Origin of the sequence: Chryseobacterium arthrosphaerae, from assembly GCF_001684965.1 — a bacterium.
GTDB classification, from domain to species: Bacteria; Bacteroidota; Bacteroidia; order Flavobacteriales; family Weeksellaceae; genus Chryseobacterium; species Chryseobacterium arthrosphaerae.
Genome location: NZ_MAYG01000001.1, coordinates 3,238,968 through 3,257,177, shown reverse-complemented (window position 1 = coordinate 3,257,177; position 18,210 = coordinate 3,238,968). Strand labels below are relative to the sequence as shown.

Annotated in this window: 10 protein-coding genes; all 10 read left to right on the top strand. The window is 38.4% G+C overall.

Annotation, left to right across the window (positions count from 1 at the left end; all coding sequences use genetic code 11):
• Positions 1-95 precede the first annotated feature (95 nt).
• Positions 96-1,868, top strand: a complete 1,773-nt coding sequence (locus tag BBI00_RS14600; protein ID WP_065399440.1) for a ComEC/Rec2 family competence protein — start codon at positions 96-98, stop codon at positions 1,866-1,868.
• 145 nt (positions 1,869-2,013) lie between these two features.
• Positions 2,014-2,676, top strand: coding sequence for a succinate dehydrogenase cytochrome b subunit (locus tag BBI00_RS14595; RefSeq protein ID WP_065399439.1), 663 nt, complete (start codon positions 2,014-2,016; stop codon positions 2,674-2,676).
• 15 nt (positions 2,677-2,691) lie between these two features.
• The gene (locus BBI00_RS14590) at positions 2,692-4,704 is read left to right on the top strand and encodes a fumarate reductase/succinate dehydrogenase flavoprotein subunit (protein ID WP_065399438.1); all 2,013 of its coding nucleotides are present in this window, start codon (positions 2,692-2,694) and stop codon (positions 4,702-4,704) included.
• A 24-nt stretch (positions 4,705-4,728) separates the two neighbouring features.
• Positions 4,729-5,496, top strand: a complete 768-nt coding sequence (locus BBI00_RS14585; protein WP_065399437.1) for a succinate dehydrogenase/fumarate reductase iron-sulfur subunit — start codon at positions 4,729-4,731, stop codon at positions 5,494-5,496.
• Between the two features lie 307 nt (positions 5,497-5,803).
• Positions 5,804-7,342, top strand: a complete 1,539-nt coding sequence (locus tag BBI00_RS14580; RefSeq protein WP_065399436.1) for a TlpA family protein disulfide reductase — start codon at positions 5,804-5,806, stop codon at positions 7,340-7,342.
• 108 nt (positions 7,343-7,450) lie between these two features.
• Entirely contained in the window at positions 7,451-8,857 is a 1,407-nt protein-coding gene (rlmD, locus tag BBI00_RS14575; protein ID WP_065399755.1) for a 23S rRNA (uracil(1939)-C(5))-methyltransferase RlmD, read from the top strand.
• Between the two features lie 72 nt (positions 8,858-8,929).
• The gene (locus BBI00_RS14570; RefSeq protein WP_065399435.1) at positions 8,930-9,400 is read left to right on the top strand and encodes a hypothetical protein; all 471 of its coding nucleotides are present in this window, start codon (positions 8,930-8,932) and stop codon (positions 9,398-9,400) included.
• Complete coding sequence (locus BBI00_RS14565; RefSeq protein ID WP_065399434.1) at positions 9,366-10,034, top strand: DUF6048 family protein; 669 nt, start codon at positions 9,366-9,368, stop codon at positions 10,032-10,034. Before BBI00_RS14570 ends, BBI00_RS14565 begins: the two co-directional genes overlap by 35 nt.
• Before the next feature lie 286 nt (positions 10,035-10,320).
• Positions 10,321-13,296: a reprolysin-like metallopeptidase gene (locus BBI00_RS14560; RefSeq protein ID WP_065399433.1), complete on the top strand. Its 2,976-nt coding sequence runs from the start codon at positions 10,321-10,323 to the stop codon at positions 13,294-13,296.
• Positions 13,297-13,586: 290 nt separating this feature from the next.
• A complete protein-coding gene (locus tag BBI00_RS14555; protein WP_065399432.1) occupies positions 13,587-17,978 on the top strand; it encodes a GEVED domain-containing protein in 4,392 nt (1,463 codons plus the stop codon).
• Positions 17,979-18,210: the final 232 nt, after the last annotated feature.

The following is an 18,210-nucleotide window of genomic DNA, read 5'->3' as shown; positions in this document are numbered from 1 at the left end:
GGCTGTTTTGTCCACTAAATGATTTTTAACCAGTAATTACAGAGATAGTATACGGTCAATTAATTTCCTAAATTGGTGATATAAACAATTGGAAATTGCAAAAACAACCTCTTCTTATTCTCACAGTTTGTTTCATCCTTGGAATCGTTTTTCAGGATAAAATACTATTGGCAGATATTTACATTTATCTGGTGATGCTGATAGGGCTTGGAGCTTCGGTTCTCCTGTTTTTTCATTCTTATTTTTTACACTCTGTAAGGTCTGTTTTATCAGGTCTCTTGTTTTTTTGTGCAGGAATTATCCTTCATTTTTATAATACCCCTGAGACAGATTCTCTTCCGGTAGATAAAGAAAAGAGCAGTGTTGTTTTTCGGATTACCGGGAAATTAAATTCAAATGAAAAGTACAAGAAATACGAAGGTACTGTACAGTTGAAAGACCATCACTTTAATGCGGTCATTTATCTTCCTAAAAATAACAAAGAACTGGATTTTGCACATTATTATAAAGCTGATGCTTTTATTACACAGCCTCATTCGCCTCAGTATGACTTTCAGTTCGATTATGCAAGGTACCTGAAACGGAAAAATATTGGGCACCAGATTTATATTCAGGAAGAAATCTCCTCAGCAGCCCGTATGGATTTAAGTATTGCCGATAAGTTCCGCCAGTATAGATTTATGGTGCTTAAGAAAATTGACAGCACAGGAATGTCTGTGAAAACCAGAGAATTTCTGAAAGGGATCATTCTTGCAGACAGAACGGAAATGGATGCTGATACCGTACAGGATTTCAATAAATCCGGGCTTGTTCATTTTCTGGCCATTTCAGGCACCCATATTGTTGTTATTTTCGGGATATTTTACTTTTTGATGGGGTATTTGGGGCCTTTAAAATTCAGAAAGTATACTGTGATTTTCAGCCTGGTTTTTATCTGGCTGTTTGCTGGTTTTATCGGGTTTGGAAATTCAGTGCTGAGATCCTGCATGATGCTCAGTATATATTTTGTGTCGGTATTGCTTCAAAGGAAGCCGGATCTTTTACATTCACTGTCTGTGTCTGCACTTGTCATTCTTGTTGCTGATACCCAACAGTTTTATGATGTAGGCTTTCAGCTGAGTTTTGTAGCGGTGTTGGGGATTTTCTGGCTCAATCAGCCCCTTTTGAAATATTTTCCGAGACAGGATCATTACTTAAAAAAGCTGATGTTCAATACCATTACGATATCCCTGTCTGCCCAGCTGGCGACTCTTCCGCTGGTGCTGTATTATTTTCATCAGTTTTCTTTTATTTCAATTATTGCCAATTTTATTATTGTTCCTTTTTCAGAAGTGATCATTGTATTTTCCTTTCTGATGACAGCGCTTGTTTCGATTGGTTTTGATTTTGAATTAATCAGTACTCTTTATGACTTTATTATTCAGGTTCTGCTCAAAATGATACACTGGTTTGCAGAAGCAGATGTTTTGTTTTTTGAAAACATTCCAATGAATCTTATTGAAATCCTGTCTGTTTCAGCAGTGATATATCTGCTACGTCCCGCGATTCTTAAGTTTGATTTTAGAAATTCTGTAAGACTGGCGATGGCTTTTTTAATATTTTTAATGGTAAGAACCGGAAGCAATGCTTTTGAAAACCGGAAAGAAGAAATACTTTCCCATACTTTGGGCAGGAATAAAGTAATCTCGGTCAAGAGCGGGGCTAAAGCCTGTTTCTGGATTTCAGACAGAGCAGATTATCATAAAGCATTACAGTTTATTGTTAAACCTTATTGCTCTTCAAGAAGAATAGAGGGGTACGAAATAAAAACGCTTCCGTCATCAGCACAGAAATTGGTTTTCAGGGATAGGATTTATGATCTGAAATGATGGTTCTCAATTTAGTTGTTTTCCTGCATTTATAACGGGTGGAATTCTTATTTAGAAAGATTACAAACTGTCTAATTGTGAGATTTCTCACTTTTCGATATTGTTAAACTTTCTTAATTTTGTGGAAATTCAAATTTAAACTTATATGGCAGGTTTAACGAGTTCTACGATAGGTAGAAAATACGCTATGGCATTATCAGCTCTGTTTTTGCTGATTTTTCTTATACTGCATTTGACAACCAATTTGTTATCAGTCCTGAACAAGGATGCATTCAATACAGCATCTGACTTCATGGGCTATAATCCTTTTGTGCAGTTCTTAATGCAGCCTATTCTTGGTTTTGCAGTAATTTTCCATTTTGTAATGGGATTTGTGCTTGAGATCAAGAATAATAAAGCACGTCCGGTAAAGTATGCAGCAAACAATGCATCTGTGAACTCTTCATGGATGTCCAGAAATATGATTATTTCCGGAGCAGTGGTGTTGGCTTTCCTTGCGCTTCACTTATATGATTTCTGGTTCCATGAAATTACTTACAAGTATGTAGATGGATTAACTCCTGATGCAGAACGTTTCTGGCCGGAACTTCATGAGAAGTTTGCTGATCTCTGGAGAGTAGCTTTATATGTAATCTCTTTTGTATTGTTGGGATTACACTTAGCTCACGGTTTCCAGTCTTCATTCCAGTCAATCGGAGCAAGACATCCAAAATATACGCCGGTGATCAAAGCTTTCGGAAAATGGTATTCAATCCTTATTCCTGCAGGGTTCATCATCATCGCAATTTATCATTATATAACTCAATAATATCAATATACTAGTATGAGTAAGTTAGATTCAAAAATTCCGGCGGGTCCTCTGAAGGACAAGTGGAAAAATCACAAAGACCATATGAACCTTGTTGCACCAAACAACAGAGATAAGATTGATATTATTGTTGTAGGTACAGGTTTGGCAGGAGGTTCTGCTGCAGCTACTTTAGCTGAGCAAGGATATAACGTAAAAGCTTTCTGCTATCAGGATTCCCCAAGAAGAGCACACTCTATTGCAGCTCAGGGAGGGATCAACGCAGCCAAGAATTACCAGGGAGACGGTGACTCCACTTACAGATTATTCTATGATACCATCAAAGGGGGAGACTATAGAGCAAGAGAGGCTAACGTTTACAGATTGGCTGAAGTTTCTGCCAATATTATCGACCAGTGTGTTTCTCAGGGAGTACCTTTCGGTAGAGATTACGGCGGTCAGTTAGATAACCGTTCATTTGGTGGGGTTCAGGTAAAAAGAACATTCTATGCAAAAGGACAGACAGGTCAGCAGTTATTGTTAGGTGCTTATTCTGCAATGAGCCGTCAGATCGGTAAAGGCAGAATCAAGATGTATAACCGTCACGAAATGCTTGATCTTGTCATTGTAGACGGAAAAGCAAGAGGAATTATCGCAAGAAACCTTGTAACAGGTGAAATCGAAAGACACTCTGCTCACGCCGTAGTAATTGCTTCAGGAGGGTACGGAAACGTATATTTCCTTTCTACCAACGCAATGGGATCAAACGTTTCTGCTGCATGGAAGATTCACAAGAAAGGAGCTTACTTCGCAAACCCTTGCTACGTACAGATTCACCCGACTTGTATTCCTGTTCACGGAACGCAGCAGTCTAAACTGACTCTGATGTCTGAATCATTAAGAAACTCAGGAAGAATCTGGGTTCCTAAAAAGATTGAAGATTCAGTAGCCATCAGAGAAGGTAAACTGAGACCTGAAAATATCAAAGAAGAAGACAGAGATTATTATCTGGAGAGAAGATACCCTGCATTCGGTAACCTTGTACCGAGAGACGTTGCTTCAAGAGCAGCTAAAGAAAGATGTGATGCAGGATACGGAATCGAAAATAATGATACTCAGGAAGGGGTATACCTTGATTTCTCTACAGAGATCATGAAAAAAGGTAAAGAAGCCGCTATCGAAAAACATATTCACAATCCTACAGATCAGCAGATCTATGACCTTGGTAAAAAGTGGGTTGAGGAGAAATATGGTAACTTATTCGTAATGTACGAAAAAATTACTGCAGATGATCCTTACAAAACCCCAATGAAGATTTATCCGGCAGTTCACTACACAATGGGTGGTGTATGGGTTGATTATAATCTTCAGTCTACTATTCCAGGATGTTTCGTAATTGGTGAAGCAAACTTCTCAGATCACGGAGCCAACAGATTGGGAGCATCTGCATTGATGCAGGGTCTTGCAGACGGATATTTCGTACTTCCTTACACTATTGCAGATTATCTTTCTGCAGACATCAGAACAGGAGCTATTCCTACCGATTCAGCAGCGTTTAACGAAGCTGAAAAAGGAATTAAAGATAAAATTGATTTCTTCATCAATAATAAAGGAACACATTCAGTAGATTACTTCCACAAGAAATTGGGACACATTATGTGGAATAAAGTAGGAATGGGAAGAACTCCTGAAGGATTAAAAGAAGCGATCAAAGAAATCGAAGAAGTAAGAAATGATTTCTGGAAAAATGTAAAAGTTCCTGGTGAAGGAGAAGGAATGAACACTGAGCTTGAAAAAGCATTCAGAGTAGCAGACTTCCTTGAATTAGGACAATTAATGGCTATCGATGCACTCAACAGAGAAGAATCTTGTGGAGGTCACTTCCGTTGGGATCACGCAACTCCTGATGGAGAGGCGGAAAGGGATGACGTAAACTTCAAATACGTCGGAGCTTGGGAATATCAGGGACCGGATATCAACGCAGAAGTGTTGCATAAAGAAGAACTGATCTACGAGAACATCGAGGTTAAAACTAGAAGTTACAAATAATCTCCAACCTATAAATATAACATTATGAGTGCAAAAAAAGGCTTACATCTTACGCTGAAAATTTGGAGACAAAAAAATAATAAATCTAAAGGTCAGTTTGAGACCTATAAAATATCAGATGTATCTACAGATTCCTCATTCCTGGAAATGTTGGATATTCTGAACGAAAATTTAATTAACGAAGGTAAAGAACCTATCGCTTTCGACCACGACTGTCGTGAGGGGATCTGCGGAATGTGTTCCCTTTACATCAATGGTAGAGCGCACGGTCCGGATACCGGGATCACTACCTGTCAGCTTCACATGAGAATGTTCAAAGACGGTGAAACCATCGTTATTGAACCTTGGAGAAGTGCTGCCTTCCCTGTTATCAAAGATTTGATGGTAGACAGAAGTGCATTTGACAGAGTAATGGCTGCGGGAGGTTTCATTTCTGTGAACACTTCAGGTAATACCCTGGACGCCAATGCTATTCCTGTTCCTAAAGAAGATGCAGACAAAGCAATGGATGCTGCTGCATGTATCGGATGTGGAGCTTGTGTAGCTACATGTAAAAACGGATCTGCAATGCTGTTTGTCGGAGCTAAGGTATCTCAGTATGCTTTACTTCCTCAGGGTAGAGTAGAAGCGAAGAGAAGAGTTCTGAACATGGTGAAGGCTATGGATGAAGAAGGATTCGGTAACTGTTCAAATACCGGTGCTTGTGAAGTAGAATGCCCTAAAGGTATTTCTCTTGAAAATATCGCAAGAATGAACAGAGAATACATGGCTGCTCTTGTAGATCAAGGATAGAATTGATTCAAATACATAAAAAATCGCCTTCATTTCGGAGGCGATTTTTTTGTGAACACAATTTTCCTGTTAAAATTTGTTAACTTATTGATAAGCTTTGGTATTCTTTATTTAATAAGTATATATTTGAAGGGTCGTTGAATTGTATTGTGAGAAACATTTCAGCCGGCTTTTTTACCGATAGAAAATAGTTGAAAAGTAATTGGAAACTCCCTTTGGATCGGTTGTAATAAAATTTTTAAAAAAAATAATCAGTATGAATTAGCAAGCCCTAAAAAGCTTATTTTTGTATAATATTAAAATTGAAATGAAAAAATATCTTTTATTGTTTATCATCACAGCTTTCGTGATGTCTTGTTCAAAAAAAGTAGAGGTTAAAGGAAAAATCACTGGAAGTTCACCATTAGAAAGAATTGAATTTGTAGAAGCTTCAGGAGTAGGAACCTTACCTTTGATTAATATAGGTTTAGATAAAGACGGCAACTTCTCTGGAAGTTTTGAAGCACCGAAAGACGGAATGTACGTCATCAACTATGCCAACAAACAAAATCTGATCTATCTTGAAGGTGGGCAGAAAGTAAATATCTCTGGAAATTCAATGACTTTCCCTAACGAGTACGTTATCACAGGAGATGCTAAAAAGAATAATGATTTCCTTACGGCAACTCAGAAATTCCTAGGTGAGTATGGTAATAAAGTGAACCTGGGTGCCCTGATGGCAGGTGACGAAAATGCATTTGTAAAAGGAATGCAGAAAGTAGAAGCTGACATCAACAAGAATATTGATGATCTTGCCCAGAAAAACAACCCTAGCAGAGCGCTTTTGGAATGGAAGAAGAACGATGCGAAAGTAACGATTCTGAACCTTCTTGCGAATTATGAAATGTCTCATGGTCCAATGTCAGGAAATCCATCTTACAAAGCTTCCAAGGCTTTTAAAGATTATGAAACCAAATTAGATAGCGATAAAGATGCAATGGTGAAAACAATTCCTCTTTACAGACAATATCTTCTAGTAAAAATGACTCCTGATTTCCAGAAGTATGCAGAAGCAAACAGCAAAGGGAAAAAAGACATTACAACATCAGAAATGTTTGCCCAGTATTTAAAGACTAAAAAAGATCTTTCACAGACTGCAAAAGACTATCTTTTAGCATTTGTAATGGCTCAGGCAGATATTCATCCTACCACTCCGGCCAAGAATATTGACAAGATCAAGAAACTTATCGATACGGATATTAAAGATGCTACTATCAAAAGTGACCTTTTGAAAATGCAGGTAGCCATTACAGGACTTAAAATCGGCGATGCAGCTCCTGAAGCGGCATTGGTAAAACAGGACGGTAAAGCTTACAAACTTTCTGAAAACAAAGGAAAACCATATATGCTATTCTTCTATGCTTCATGGAATCCTTACATCAGTGAAGCTACAATCCCGGTTTTAAAAGAAGTGGTGAACTTCTATAAGTCTAAAATGAACTTTGTATTCGTCAACGTTGACGATACTAAAGATCAGTTTGTAAAAACAAGCAATTCTTTATTAAAAGGTATTCAGGGAGTAAATGTTTACGGTGAAAAAGGAATGGAATCCGATATTGCTAAAAAATACGGAGTATATGGATTCAAACTACCTTGCTTTGTCATTGTTGATAAAGATGGTAAAATTGCCAGCAGATCTTTTGTTAACTTAGGAGAACAGGAACTGGTAACAATTCTGGATAAACTTACAGGGCTTTCAGCACCAAGGGTAGATCCGGGTATGCAGCAGCCTCAGCTGCAGATTGATCCTTCAGCGCAGCAACCTGCTCCACAGCCTGCAAATCCTCAACCGGCTACAACAAAATAATAAACTTTCACATAGTTAGAACCTTATCTTCGGATAAGGTTTTTTTTATTGTATTTTTGCAGAATGAATCCGGAAGGGTTCATGATTAGAAAAAATAGAATTTGTGGAATGAGAAAGAAGAAAAATATAGTTCTTGAAAATATTAAGCTGTTAACTGCCGGTGCAAAAGGAGTAGCTATTGGTAAAACGGAAGACGGTAAAACAGTATTGGTTTCAGGAGCAATTCCGGGAGACCTTGTGAATGTGAGAGTAAAAAAAGCGAAATCCAAATACTATGAAGGAGAAGCGGTGGAAGTATTGGAAAAATCTCCTTTCAGAGCAGAACCGAAGTGTGTGCATTTCGGAACCTGCGGAGGGTGCAAATGGCAGAATATGACCTATGAAAAGCAGCTGGATTTCAAACAGGAAGAAGTATACAACAATATCAAAAGAATCGGAGGTATTGAAGATTTTGAAACAGTGTCTATCCTGGGATCAGCAGAACAGTATTTTTATAGAAATAAAATGGAGTTTTCTTTCTCCAATGCAAGATGGCTTACCCAATATGAAATCAGTTCCGAAGAAAATTTCGGAAGTAAAGATGCTTTAGGATTTCATATTCCGGGAATGTGGAGTAAGATTCTGGATCTTAAAGAATGTTTCCTGCAGGAAGATCCTTCCAATGCCATCCGTTTGGCAGTGAAGAACTATGCGGTAGAAAATGGCCTGGACTTCTTTGATGTGAGAAATCATGACGGATTTCTGAGAACATTAATGATGAGACAAAACTCTAAAGGAGAGTGGATGGTCCTTTTCCAGCTTTACAGAGAAGAAAAAGAAAACAGGGAAAAACTTTTTGAATTCCTGCTAGAAAAATTCCCGCAGATAAAAACATTGGTGTATGCGATCAATCCTAAGCAGAATGACTCTATCTATGATCTGGATATTGAAGTTTATTTTGGAGAAGGATTCCTGATGGAAGAAATGGATGGATTAAAGTTCAAAATAGGACCGAAATCATTCTTCCAGACCAATTATAAGCAGGCTTTGGAACTGTATAGAAAAACCCTTGAATTTGCCGATTTAAAAGGGGACGAAGTAGTATATGACCTTTATACGGGAACAGGAACCATTGCACAGTATGTAGCAAGAAATGCCAAGCAGGTAATAGGAATAGAATCCGTTCAGGAAGCTATTGATGCAGCAATTGAACATGCAGAACTGAACGGCCTTACCAACTGTACTTTCTATTGCGGGGATATGAAGAATGTCTTCAATGATGAGTTCCTTGAAAGTCATCCGAAAGCAGATGTGTTGATCACCGATCCGCCAAGAGACGGGATGCACCAGAAAGTAGTAGAGCAGATCTTAAAGCTTTCTCCTGAAAAAGTGGTGTATGTAAGCTGTAACTCGGCAACCCAGGCAAGAGATCTGGCCTTGATGAAAGACCATTATCAGGTAGTGAAGATATTGCCAGTAGATATGTTTCCGCAAACCCATCATGTGGAGAACATCGCATTGCTGGTGAAAAAATAAATTTATTTAAATTTGAAATCTTAATATAAAACGCCAGTTCCATCTGACTCAATAAAAAATAAAAATATACAGATGAAATATTTTAAATTTCTCATAACGATCTGTTTTTTAGCCCTGTTGTTTTCCTGTGGAGGAGATGATGATATCTGCGAAAGCGGGGAGGGAACTCCAAGAATGAAAGTAGCTTTCAAGTCAGGAGGAAAGTTAACGAATGTAGATACTCTTTATGTAGCAGTGGATTACGGCTCAGGAAAAGTGGATTTGGGAAAACTTGCGAATGTTGAATCAAGGCTGATTCCTTTAAGGGTAGACGATTCGCCATATACAGATCTGTATTTTAAAACCAGAATCAAAGGGCCAGAATCAAAGGTAAGAGTAAAATATACTACCAGGGCAACCTATGTATCTCCGGGATGCGGTATTAAAAAATCTTACGAGAATTTAGCTTCAGAGTTAGTAACTCCGGATCCTTTTACAGGTCTGGAACAAGGACAAAACCAAATAGAGAATGAAGACAAGACTAATCTTTACCTTATTTTTTAGTGTATTAGGCGTAATAAGCTGGGCACAGGATAAGCAGGATAAAAAAGAAGAAAAAAAAGAACATTGGAAATACGAACCGAACTTTATGGTTGGTTTTGATGCTCTGAATGCCGGTGTTGGTTTCTTTTCAGACAGGAAACTGTATCAGGGATTTATTTCTTCAAAAGTTAAAGGAAATATCCATGCTGTGGCAGAAGCAGGTTTTGAAAAGAATATCTATCAGAAGAACGGTTATGATGCTAAAGTAAACGGCCCTTTTGTGAAGTTGGGTGCATTTTATATGCTGGCAAAGGATGCGGAGAATGAATTCAATGGATTCTACGTAGGAGGAAAAGTTGCCGGGGCATTCTACAATCAGGAATATATGGCCATTCCCGTTCGTGGATTTGGAGGAAGTAATTCTTCTGTAGCTTTCCCTTCTTCATCACAGTCAACTTTCTGGCTTGAAGGTACGTTGGGAGGCAGGGTACAGTTGTTCAGCTCCAACTTTTATATTGATGTCAACCTTCAGCCCAGGTATTGGGTATACACTTCCAAACAGGATGATATCTCTCCTATGATTGTACCGGGCTTTGGTAGAAGCTCTTCTAAATTCAACATGGGATTTGCCTGGAATCTTGCGTATAAGTTTTAGAAACAGATTGATAAAAATAATAGATCCTCAGATTGTATCTGGGGATTTTTTTATGTTATGGCTTGATAGAATATTCTGTTGTGAAAATGTTTGATATAGTTGAATTATGGTAAATATTATATGTTTTTATGTTGTATTTGTTTTTTTATAAAAATATAACCATATTTTGTATATTAATGATGTATTTTTTTCTATTTGTGTTTTTTGTCTGAATTATTTTTAATTTAATTCGTTGTTTAGTGAATGTTTTTATATTTTTGTTGAATATGAATTTAAAAAAATAATTATGAAGAAACTACTTACTACCTTGATGTGTGCTTTGGTAGGAGGAACAGCGTTTGCACAATGGACGCCCACCTCTGCTAAAGTAGACAGAAAGCAGAAGTCCGGAGAATTAGCTGTAACAGGCGTACGAGGCTATTATAAGCTGGATCTGGATTTATTAAGATCTCAGTTAAGCGGAGCACAGGAAATGGGCAAAAATGCCAAGCCTGTTGTTATTTCTATTCCAACTTTAAGTGGTAAAATTGAAAAATTTAATGTGTACAGCTTCCCGGTTGTAGTAAAATCACTGGCTGACAGATATCAACTGGGTTCTTACGTGGGAGCAAGTATTGATGATCCTTCAAGAACAGTTCGATTCTCTGTTTCGCCAAGAGGGTTCAATTCAATGATTATGCAGGATGGACAATATGAGTTCATTGATCCTCAAGATAGCGGCAAAACGGTTTACGGAGTTCATCCTAAAACAATTCAGACAGGAAGTAAGAGCTTTGTTTGTACTACCAATGAAAGTCCTGCTGCGGTAAAAGCTATTGATAAAATGCTGGAAAAAGGAAAATCATTTACCAACCAGGTTAATGATTTTTCAAAAATGTCAGATAAGAAATACAGAACGATGAGGCTTGCCATGTCTGTTACTGCTGAATACGCTATTTATCATGGTGGAAATTTACAGGGTGCCGTGGATGCAATCAGTACAACAATGACAAGGGTAAATGGTGTATTTGAAAAAGATTTTGCATTACACCTTAATGTACAGGATCTTCCCGGACTTATCTTCTTTGATCCGGCTACAGACCCTTATTCTGATGCTGCAGATATGGATAACTGGAATGTTGAGTTACAGCAAACCCTTACAAATACTCCTGGTGTAGGTAACGGTGCCTATGATATCGGGCATCTGTTCGGTGCTTCCGGAGGTGGTGGAAATGCCGGATGTATCGGTTGTGTCTGTATAAACCCAACTTCTGCAACTGATACCGCTAAAGGTTCAGGATTTACTTCACCTGCAAATGGGCAGCCGGAAGGGGATGCATTTGATATTGATTATGTTGCTCATGAAATGGGGCATCAGCTGGGAGCTAACCATACCTTTTCTCATGGCCTTGAAAGCAGTGGGGTGAATGTGGAGCCTGGTTCGGGATCTACTATTATGGGATATGCCGGGATTACAGGTGCTAATACCGATGTACAGGCAAATTCAGATGCTTATTTTCATACCGTAAGTATCAGACAGGTTCAGACTAACCTTCTTGAGAAAACGTGTGATATTGAAACACCAGTTAACAATAATCCTCCTGTTATTGCAGCGTTGCCTACTTACAGTATTCCTAAGGCAACTGCGTTTGTATTGACTGCTTCTGCAACCGATCCGGAAAATGACCCGATGACTTATACATGGGAACAGGTTAATAATGCCAACCTTGTTATCAATAAGAGTAATTTAGGAAAAACTTCTTCAGGAGCATCTTTCAGATCAATAGCACCTTCTACAAGTCCTTCAAGGTATTTCCCTAAATTCTCATCTGTACTGAATGGAGTTTTAGATAACGGATCTAATACCTGGGAGTCTGTATCCATGGTTCCGAGAACAACTAAATTTGCCGTGACGGTAAGAGATAATAATTCTGTGGTAAGTCAGCAGCAGACCCAATATGCAGAGCAGACCATTATTGTAAAAGATGACGGGCCTTTCAGATTGGCAGCTCAGTTTGCCGATGTAAATACACCGACACCAATACAGTGGATTGTAGCCAATACGAATGCTGCCCCTTATAATGTTACTAACGTTAAAATTGACTATACAACTGATGGCGGAAATACATGGAATGTTTTAGCAGCTTCTACTCCAAATGACGGTTCTGAGAACTTTACCTTCCCTGCATCCCTGAGCGGACAAACCATTAAGGTAAGAGTTTCTGCTATTGGAAATGTTTTCTATACATTAGGAAATGTAACATTAACTCCTCTTTCGCCATGTAGCAGTGCAGCACCTACCAATGTAGTGGTGAGCTATATTACAACAAGTTCAGCAAGTGTTTCATGGATGTCTTATACCGGTGCCACATACAAATTCCGTTATAAAAAGACTACAGGGTCAGTTTGGACGGAAATAGATACAAACGTACCGTCTGTAAACTTGAATAATCTTGATGACGGTTCTACCTATGAAGTACAGGTAGCTACAGTATGTGCTGGAACAGTGGGAACATATTCTACATCTGTTAATTTCTCTACAAGCTCTATTAATTATTGTACTGCAGCAGGTAACAATGGTACTGATGAGCATATTTCAAATGTAACGCTGGCTAACGTCAATAATACAACCCAGGTTGGTAGTGGTTACAGTAACTTTACAAATAATACAGCACTGCAAATTAATTTAACAAAAGGGAATACCTATCCGTTATCTGTGACTTTAAGTCGTACAGGAGCTCCGGACTATGATGGTATGGCTGTATTTATAGATTTCAACAGAGATGGTACTTTTGATAACTCAGAGAGGGTTCTTAATTTCCCTGTAGGTATTGCGAATGCTCCGGTTACTTCTACCGTGGTTATTCCGGATGATGCTATTGAAGGAAAACCTTTAAGAATGAGAGTACTTGCCTTATTTGCGGGTGCTAATAATGCAGGATACTCACTGCCTGCAACATGGGCATGCGGAATAAAGTCGCCTTATGGAGAAGTGGAAGATTATAATGTGGTAATCTCACCGGCACCTCTTTCTACTTCAGAAACAAATAGTAAGAATAATGGTATTCAGATTTATCCGAATCCTGCAACTGACGTTTTAAACATAACCAAGGTTTCAGATAAAGCGGCTTACAAAATTTATAATGCTGCAGGGCAACTTGTAAATAGCGGAAATATCAATAATGGAAAAGTAAATGTTTCAGCTTTAGTTAAAGGCGGATACATAATTACAATAGATGATAAAGGCATTGAGCAAATCAGGTCTAAATTCATTAAGAAATAAAGTTTTTCATTAAATTTTTAGTAAATCCCCGGCAACCCCGGGGATTTATTTATTTAACGTATAAAGTGAAATATCGTTTAATTTTTACAAAAAAAATGCTTTAATGAATATATTATAATGAAAAAATGATTAGATTTGTGTGATTGTTAAAATAATAGCGTATGAGATAAAAAATTACTTTTTTACTACAGATTTATCTGTAAAAGGGAGATTTCAAAAATGTCTTGGCTCCCATAAACAAAAGATCTATAACTACTTTTACTAGTTTTCATTATTAAATTTTAAAAAATATGAGTGTATTTTTACTCGGTAAAATGAACAGGCGCTTTAAGCCGTTCATTACACTGCTTTGTATGGTTTTCGGACTCCTCATACAGGCACAAACAGTTACGATTGGTACAGGAACCAGCACTCAAAGGTATCCTTTGGCCGGTTACTACGGATTTGAAAGATCCGCATCCCTTTATACTGCTTCAGAAATTAATCTTCCTGCTGGAGGAAGTTTGTTGTCTGTGGCATGGAATGCTACAGCATCCACAAGTTTTTCTCTTCCGGTAAAGATTTATGTGAAACCTGTGGCAAGTACTGTAACAACTATTACAGCACAAAATTGGGATACTGCAATTGGTGGTGCTACCTTAGTGTATAACGGAACCCTGAATAATATGCCTACAGGGTGGAATACTGTAACATTACAAACCCCTTTCTACTATAACGGATCAGATAACATGATGGTTTATGTAGAGACCAGTTATGGAGGGTACGGAACGGGTACAACAGCAGGAAATGCTTTTACTTATTCTACTGCTGCCTCGAAGCATATGTATATCCGTGGGGATAATACTCCTCCTACGCAGGATGGAACAGTAGGCCCGGAGAGACCTAATATCAGGATGACTTTCGGACCTGCACCTGCATGTCCGCCACCTGGAGTGATCACTTTAACCTCCGCTACCACTACAAGTGCTGGTATCAGCTGGACAGCTCCTAATCCTGCACCTGCGGGAGGGTATGAAATTTATTACAGTACTTCCAGTACAGCTCCTACAGCTACAACACCTCCATCACAAACAGTGACTACAGGTACAAGTGCAACGATTTCTCCATTGGTTGCCAATACGACATATTATATATGGGTGAGAGCAAAATGTGATGCTGCCAATCAAAGCTGGTGGGTGGGTCCTATTTCCTTCCATACAGCATATTGTACGCCAACTGGAGGTTCCAGCTCAACTCAGTATTATCTGAACAACGTGACGACTACGGGAGGTATTTCAAATTTAGGTTATACAGCGAATTCTTATACAGCGTATGTTAATTCTACGGCACCTTTTTCAGCAATACCTTCAGCTACTTTAACGATGAATCTTGCTAGTAGTATGCCTAGCAGTTTCAGTTCTTTCTATTATTATGTTTGGATTGACTGGAATAATAATCTTAGCTTTAACGACCCGGGTGAAACGATCCTGGCGACAACAAATTATGCTACAACAGGTACCGCAACTATTCCGATACCTGCAAACACACCACCGGGAGCTTATAAAGTACGAACTGCGACATCCTATTCAGGAAATATCAATTCGTGTGGTCCTGCACCTTACGGTAACTATGTAGACTTTACATTGAATGTTATTGCATTACAGCCATGTTCAACTGCACCTCCAAGTAATATCGCTGTATCAAACGTTACGGCAAGTACAGCTGTTGTAAGCTGGGTACCTGCAATAGGTGCAACTTATGTGGTGCGATATAAGCCTGTAACAGGAACTACATGGACATCTATTACCGTTAATACAACATTAGCGAGCAGCCAGCTACTGGCGAACTTATTGGATCAGACTCAATATGAAGTTCAGGTGGCTACAGTATGTGGTGGCGCTACAGGAGCATTCTCTCCTAGTGTGACCTTTACTACACTTGCTCTTAATTATTGTACGGCAGGTCCTACCGGTAATACCTCTACAAGTGGTTATATTAATAACGTAACCGTTACACCAACCAATGCTCCGATTATGGTGAGCAATTCTGCATCTGACGGTTACAAAGATTATACTGCAGATCCTACCAGACTGGTTATATTACAAAGAGGTGGTGGAAATACCAATAAAATTTCTGTTAACAAATACTGGCCGGGATCTTCCTCTTCTTATGGAGTTTCTGCTTGGATCGATTTTAACAGAGACGGAGTTTTTGACGTTACTGAAAGAATCCTGAATACTACTTATAATACGACTACTCCGGTAACAGCTAATTTCACAGTACTTCCTTCTGCATATACCGGTACTCAGAATACCCGTATGCGTGTGGTCATGACTTATTTTGATGATTCTGATCCTTGCGGATCATTCAGCCAGGGTGAAGTGGAAGACTATGCTGTGAAGTTTATAGATCCTCAGAACTGTACAACAGCAGCTCCAACCAATATTACGGTAAACAGTCTTACTGCTACTTCTGCTACAGTATCATGGGTAGCAACCACAGGAGCTACTTATACCATAAGATGGAGAACAACATCTGGTGGTACATGGCAGACGATGACTTTACCTGCAGGTCAGAACTACTATACAATTCCTGGTCTTACAGAACAGACAAGTTATGAAGTTCAGGTTTCTACCAAGTGCGGAACTTCTACAGGTAGCTATTCATCATCAGTAACATTTACGACGCCACCGTTGTCTTATTGTCAGATGACAGGTTCAGGTACGAACGATCACATTTCCAATGTAACCGTTACTTCTTCAAACCCTGGAGTTCCTGTAATGAATAATACTTCGGTACAGACCAACTATATCAGCTATACAACTCCTGAGACCCTTATTACTTTAGATGTTAATTCTCAGAATAATAAAATTTCAGTTTCAAAAGGCTGGAATGGTGCAACAGGAAATGTAGCGGTAACTGCATGGATCGACTTCAACAGAGACGGACAGTTTGATAATACTACAGAGAGATTTATACTTTCCGCAGCTAATACAACTACACCGGTTACAACAACCTTTGCAGTTCCTTCAACAGCTTATACGGGACCGTTAACTACGACCATGAGAGTGGTAGCAAAACGTTCAAGTGCTCCTGTGATGTGTCAGAATGCTGTAGACGGAGAGGTAGAAGACTACAGAGTTAGAATAAGACCTTGTAGCAATGCCAAACCAAATAATCCTGTATTTACGCCTGCACATAATTCTGTGACTATTAATATTACAGGAGCAGGAGTAAGTTATTTGGTAAAATACAGAGTGTTGGGAACTACAACCTGGACTCAGGTATATGCTTCTGCATTATTGAATAACTTTCCAAATCTAACAATTAACGGATTGACTCCGGCTACAACATATGAAGTAGAAATTGCCGCAATTTGTGGAGATGTTGTTGGTACTCCTACTCCTATCACAACATTCACTACAAGATGTGATCCTACTCCTCCGAATGTGACTGTAACGAACATTACGCCAACAACTGCATTGATTACGTGGTCTCCACTTGCAGCAAGTGCTACTTATACGATGCAATGGAGAAAAGTAGGTACCACTACTTGGAATAACGTTAGTTTACCTAACCCTCCTGCAAATACTTATGTATTGGGAAGTACAACTCCTCTAGAGCCATTTACTACATACGAAGTGCAGATTGCCAATAAGTGTAACGGAGAAAATACCATCAATCCATATTCAAACCCTAAAGTATTTACAACAGAAAGAATATGTGAAATTCCACCTCCGGGATTAACGATTACTCAATTATTGCCTACATCGGCTGAGATCAAATGGGATCCTTTCCCTGGAGCAACGTATGTTCTTAGATACAGAAAAGTTGGTATTCCGAGCTGGACAGAAGTTCCTACATTGGTTAACAACCTTGTATTGACAGGTCTTACGGAATTAACGAAATATGAAATGCAGGTAGTAAATATCTGTAACGGTACCCCTGGAAATTATACCCCTCCATACTATTTTACAACCCCTACGGTAACGTATTGTAGAATGGCTTCAGGAAGTTCTACAGGAGAGCATATTTCTAAAGTTACTGTGAAACCGAATGGTAAGAAAGTAATGGAAAATGAATCAGGTGCATCTACTTATACAGATTATACCGGAGTGTCTAAGACTTTCATTGAACTGGTTCAGGGATCTACTGACAATGAAATCATCATTGAGAAAAAATGGACAGGAAATACTTACAATGAAGGAATTGCAGTTTGGATTGATTTCAACAGAAACGGTGAGTTCGATATTAATGAAAGAATCTTTACTTCACCTCCAAATACAACAAGTCCGGTATCAGGTAAGTTCAATGTACCTACCGACGCATTTGTAAGCATGACAGATTACAAATATGTAGTAATGAGAGTGGCTATGGAAAGAGACGGCGTTCCTGTAAACTGTACCAGCTTTAAAAATGGGGAAGTTGAAGATTACACGGTAAGAATTTCTAAACAGGTAACTCCTAACCCTCTTGATCAGAATGATATCATGATCTATCCTAACCCGGTAAGTTCTGTATTGTTTGTGAAAAATATTAGCAAAAGAGCAAAATATAAGATCTACAATGCTGCCGGACAGGTGATCGCAGACGGTATTTTACTCAACAGCCAGATCAATGTAAGCAAATTGATCAACGGTGTTTATGTAATTGATATCGATGATAATGGTAAAACTGTTCAAAAGAAATTTATCAAACAATAATCAACTAAATTTCAGATAGAAAAGCCTCCAGAAATGGGGGCTTTTTTTTGTCTTTTGATGAGTTAATTAGTCACTGTGTTTTGAATTTTTTCATATTTTTCAATAAAACTATGAATATTTTTAATTACTTAGAGTTTTTATTGCTAAGTTTTCAATCAAATTAGCTAATGTGTTGTTTGTTGATATTAAAGTGTTTAGTTTTGTGAGATTAATACAAAGCTTTAAGAGAAAT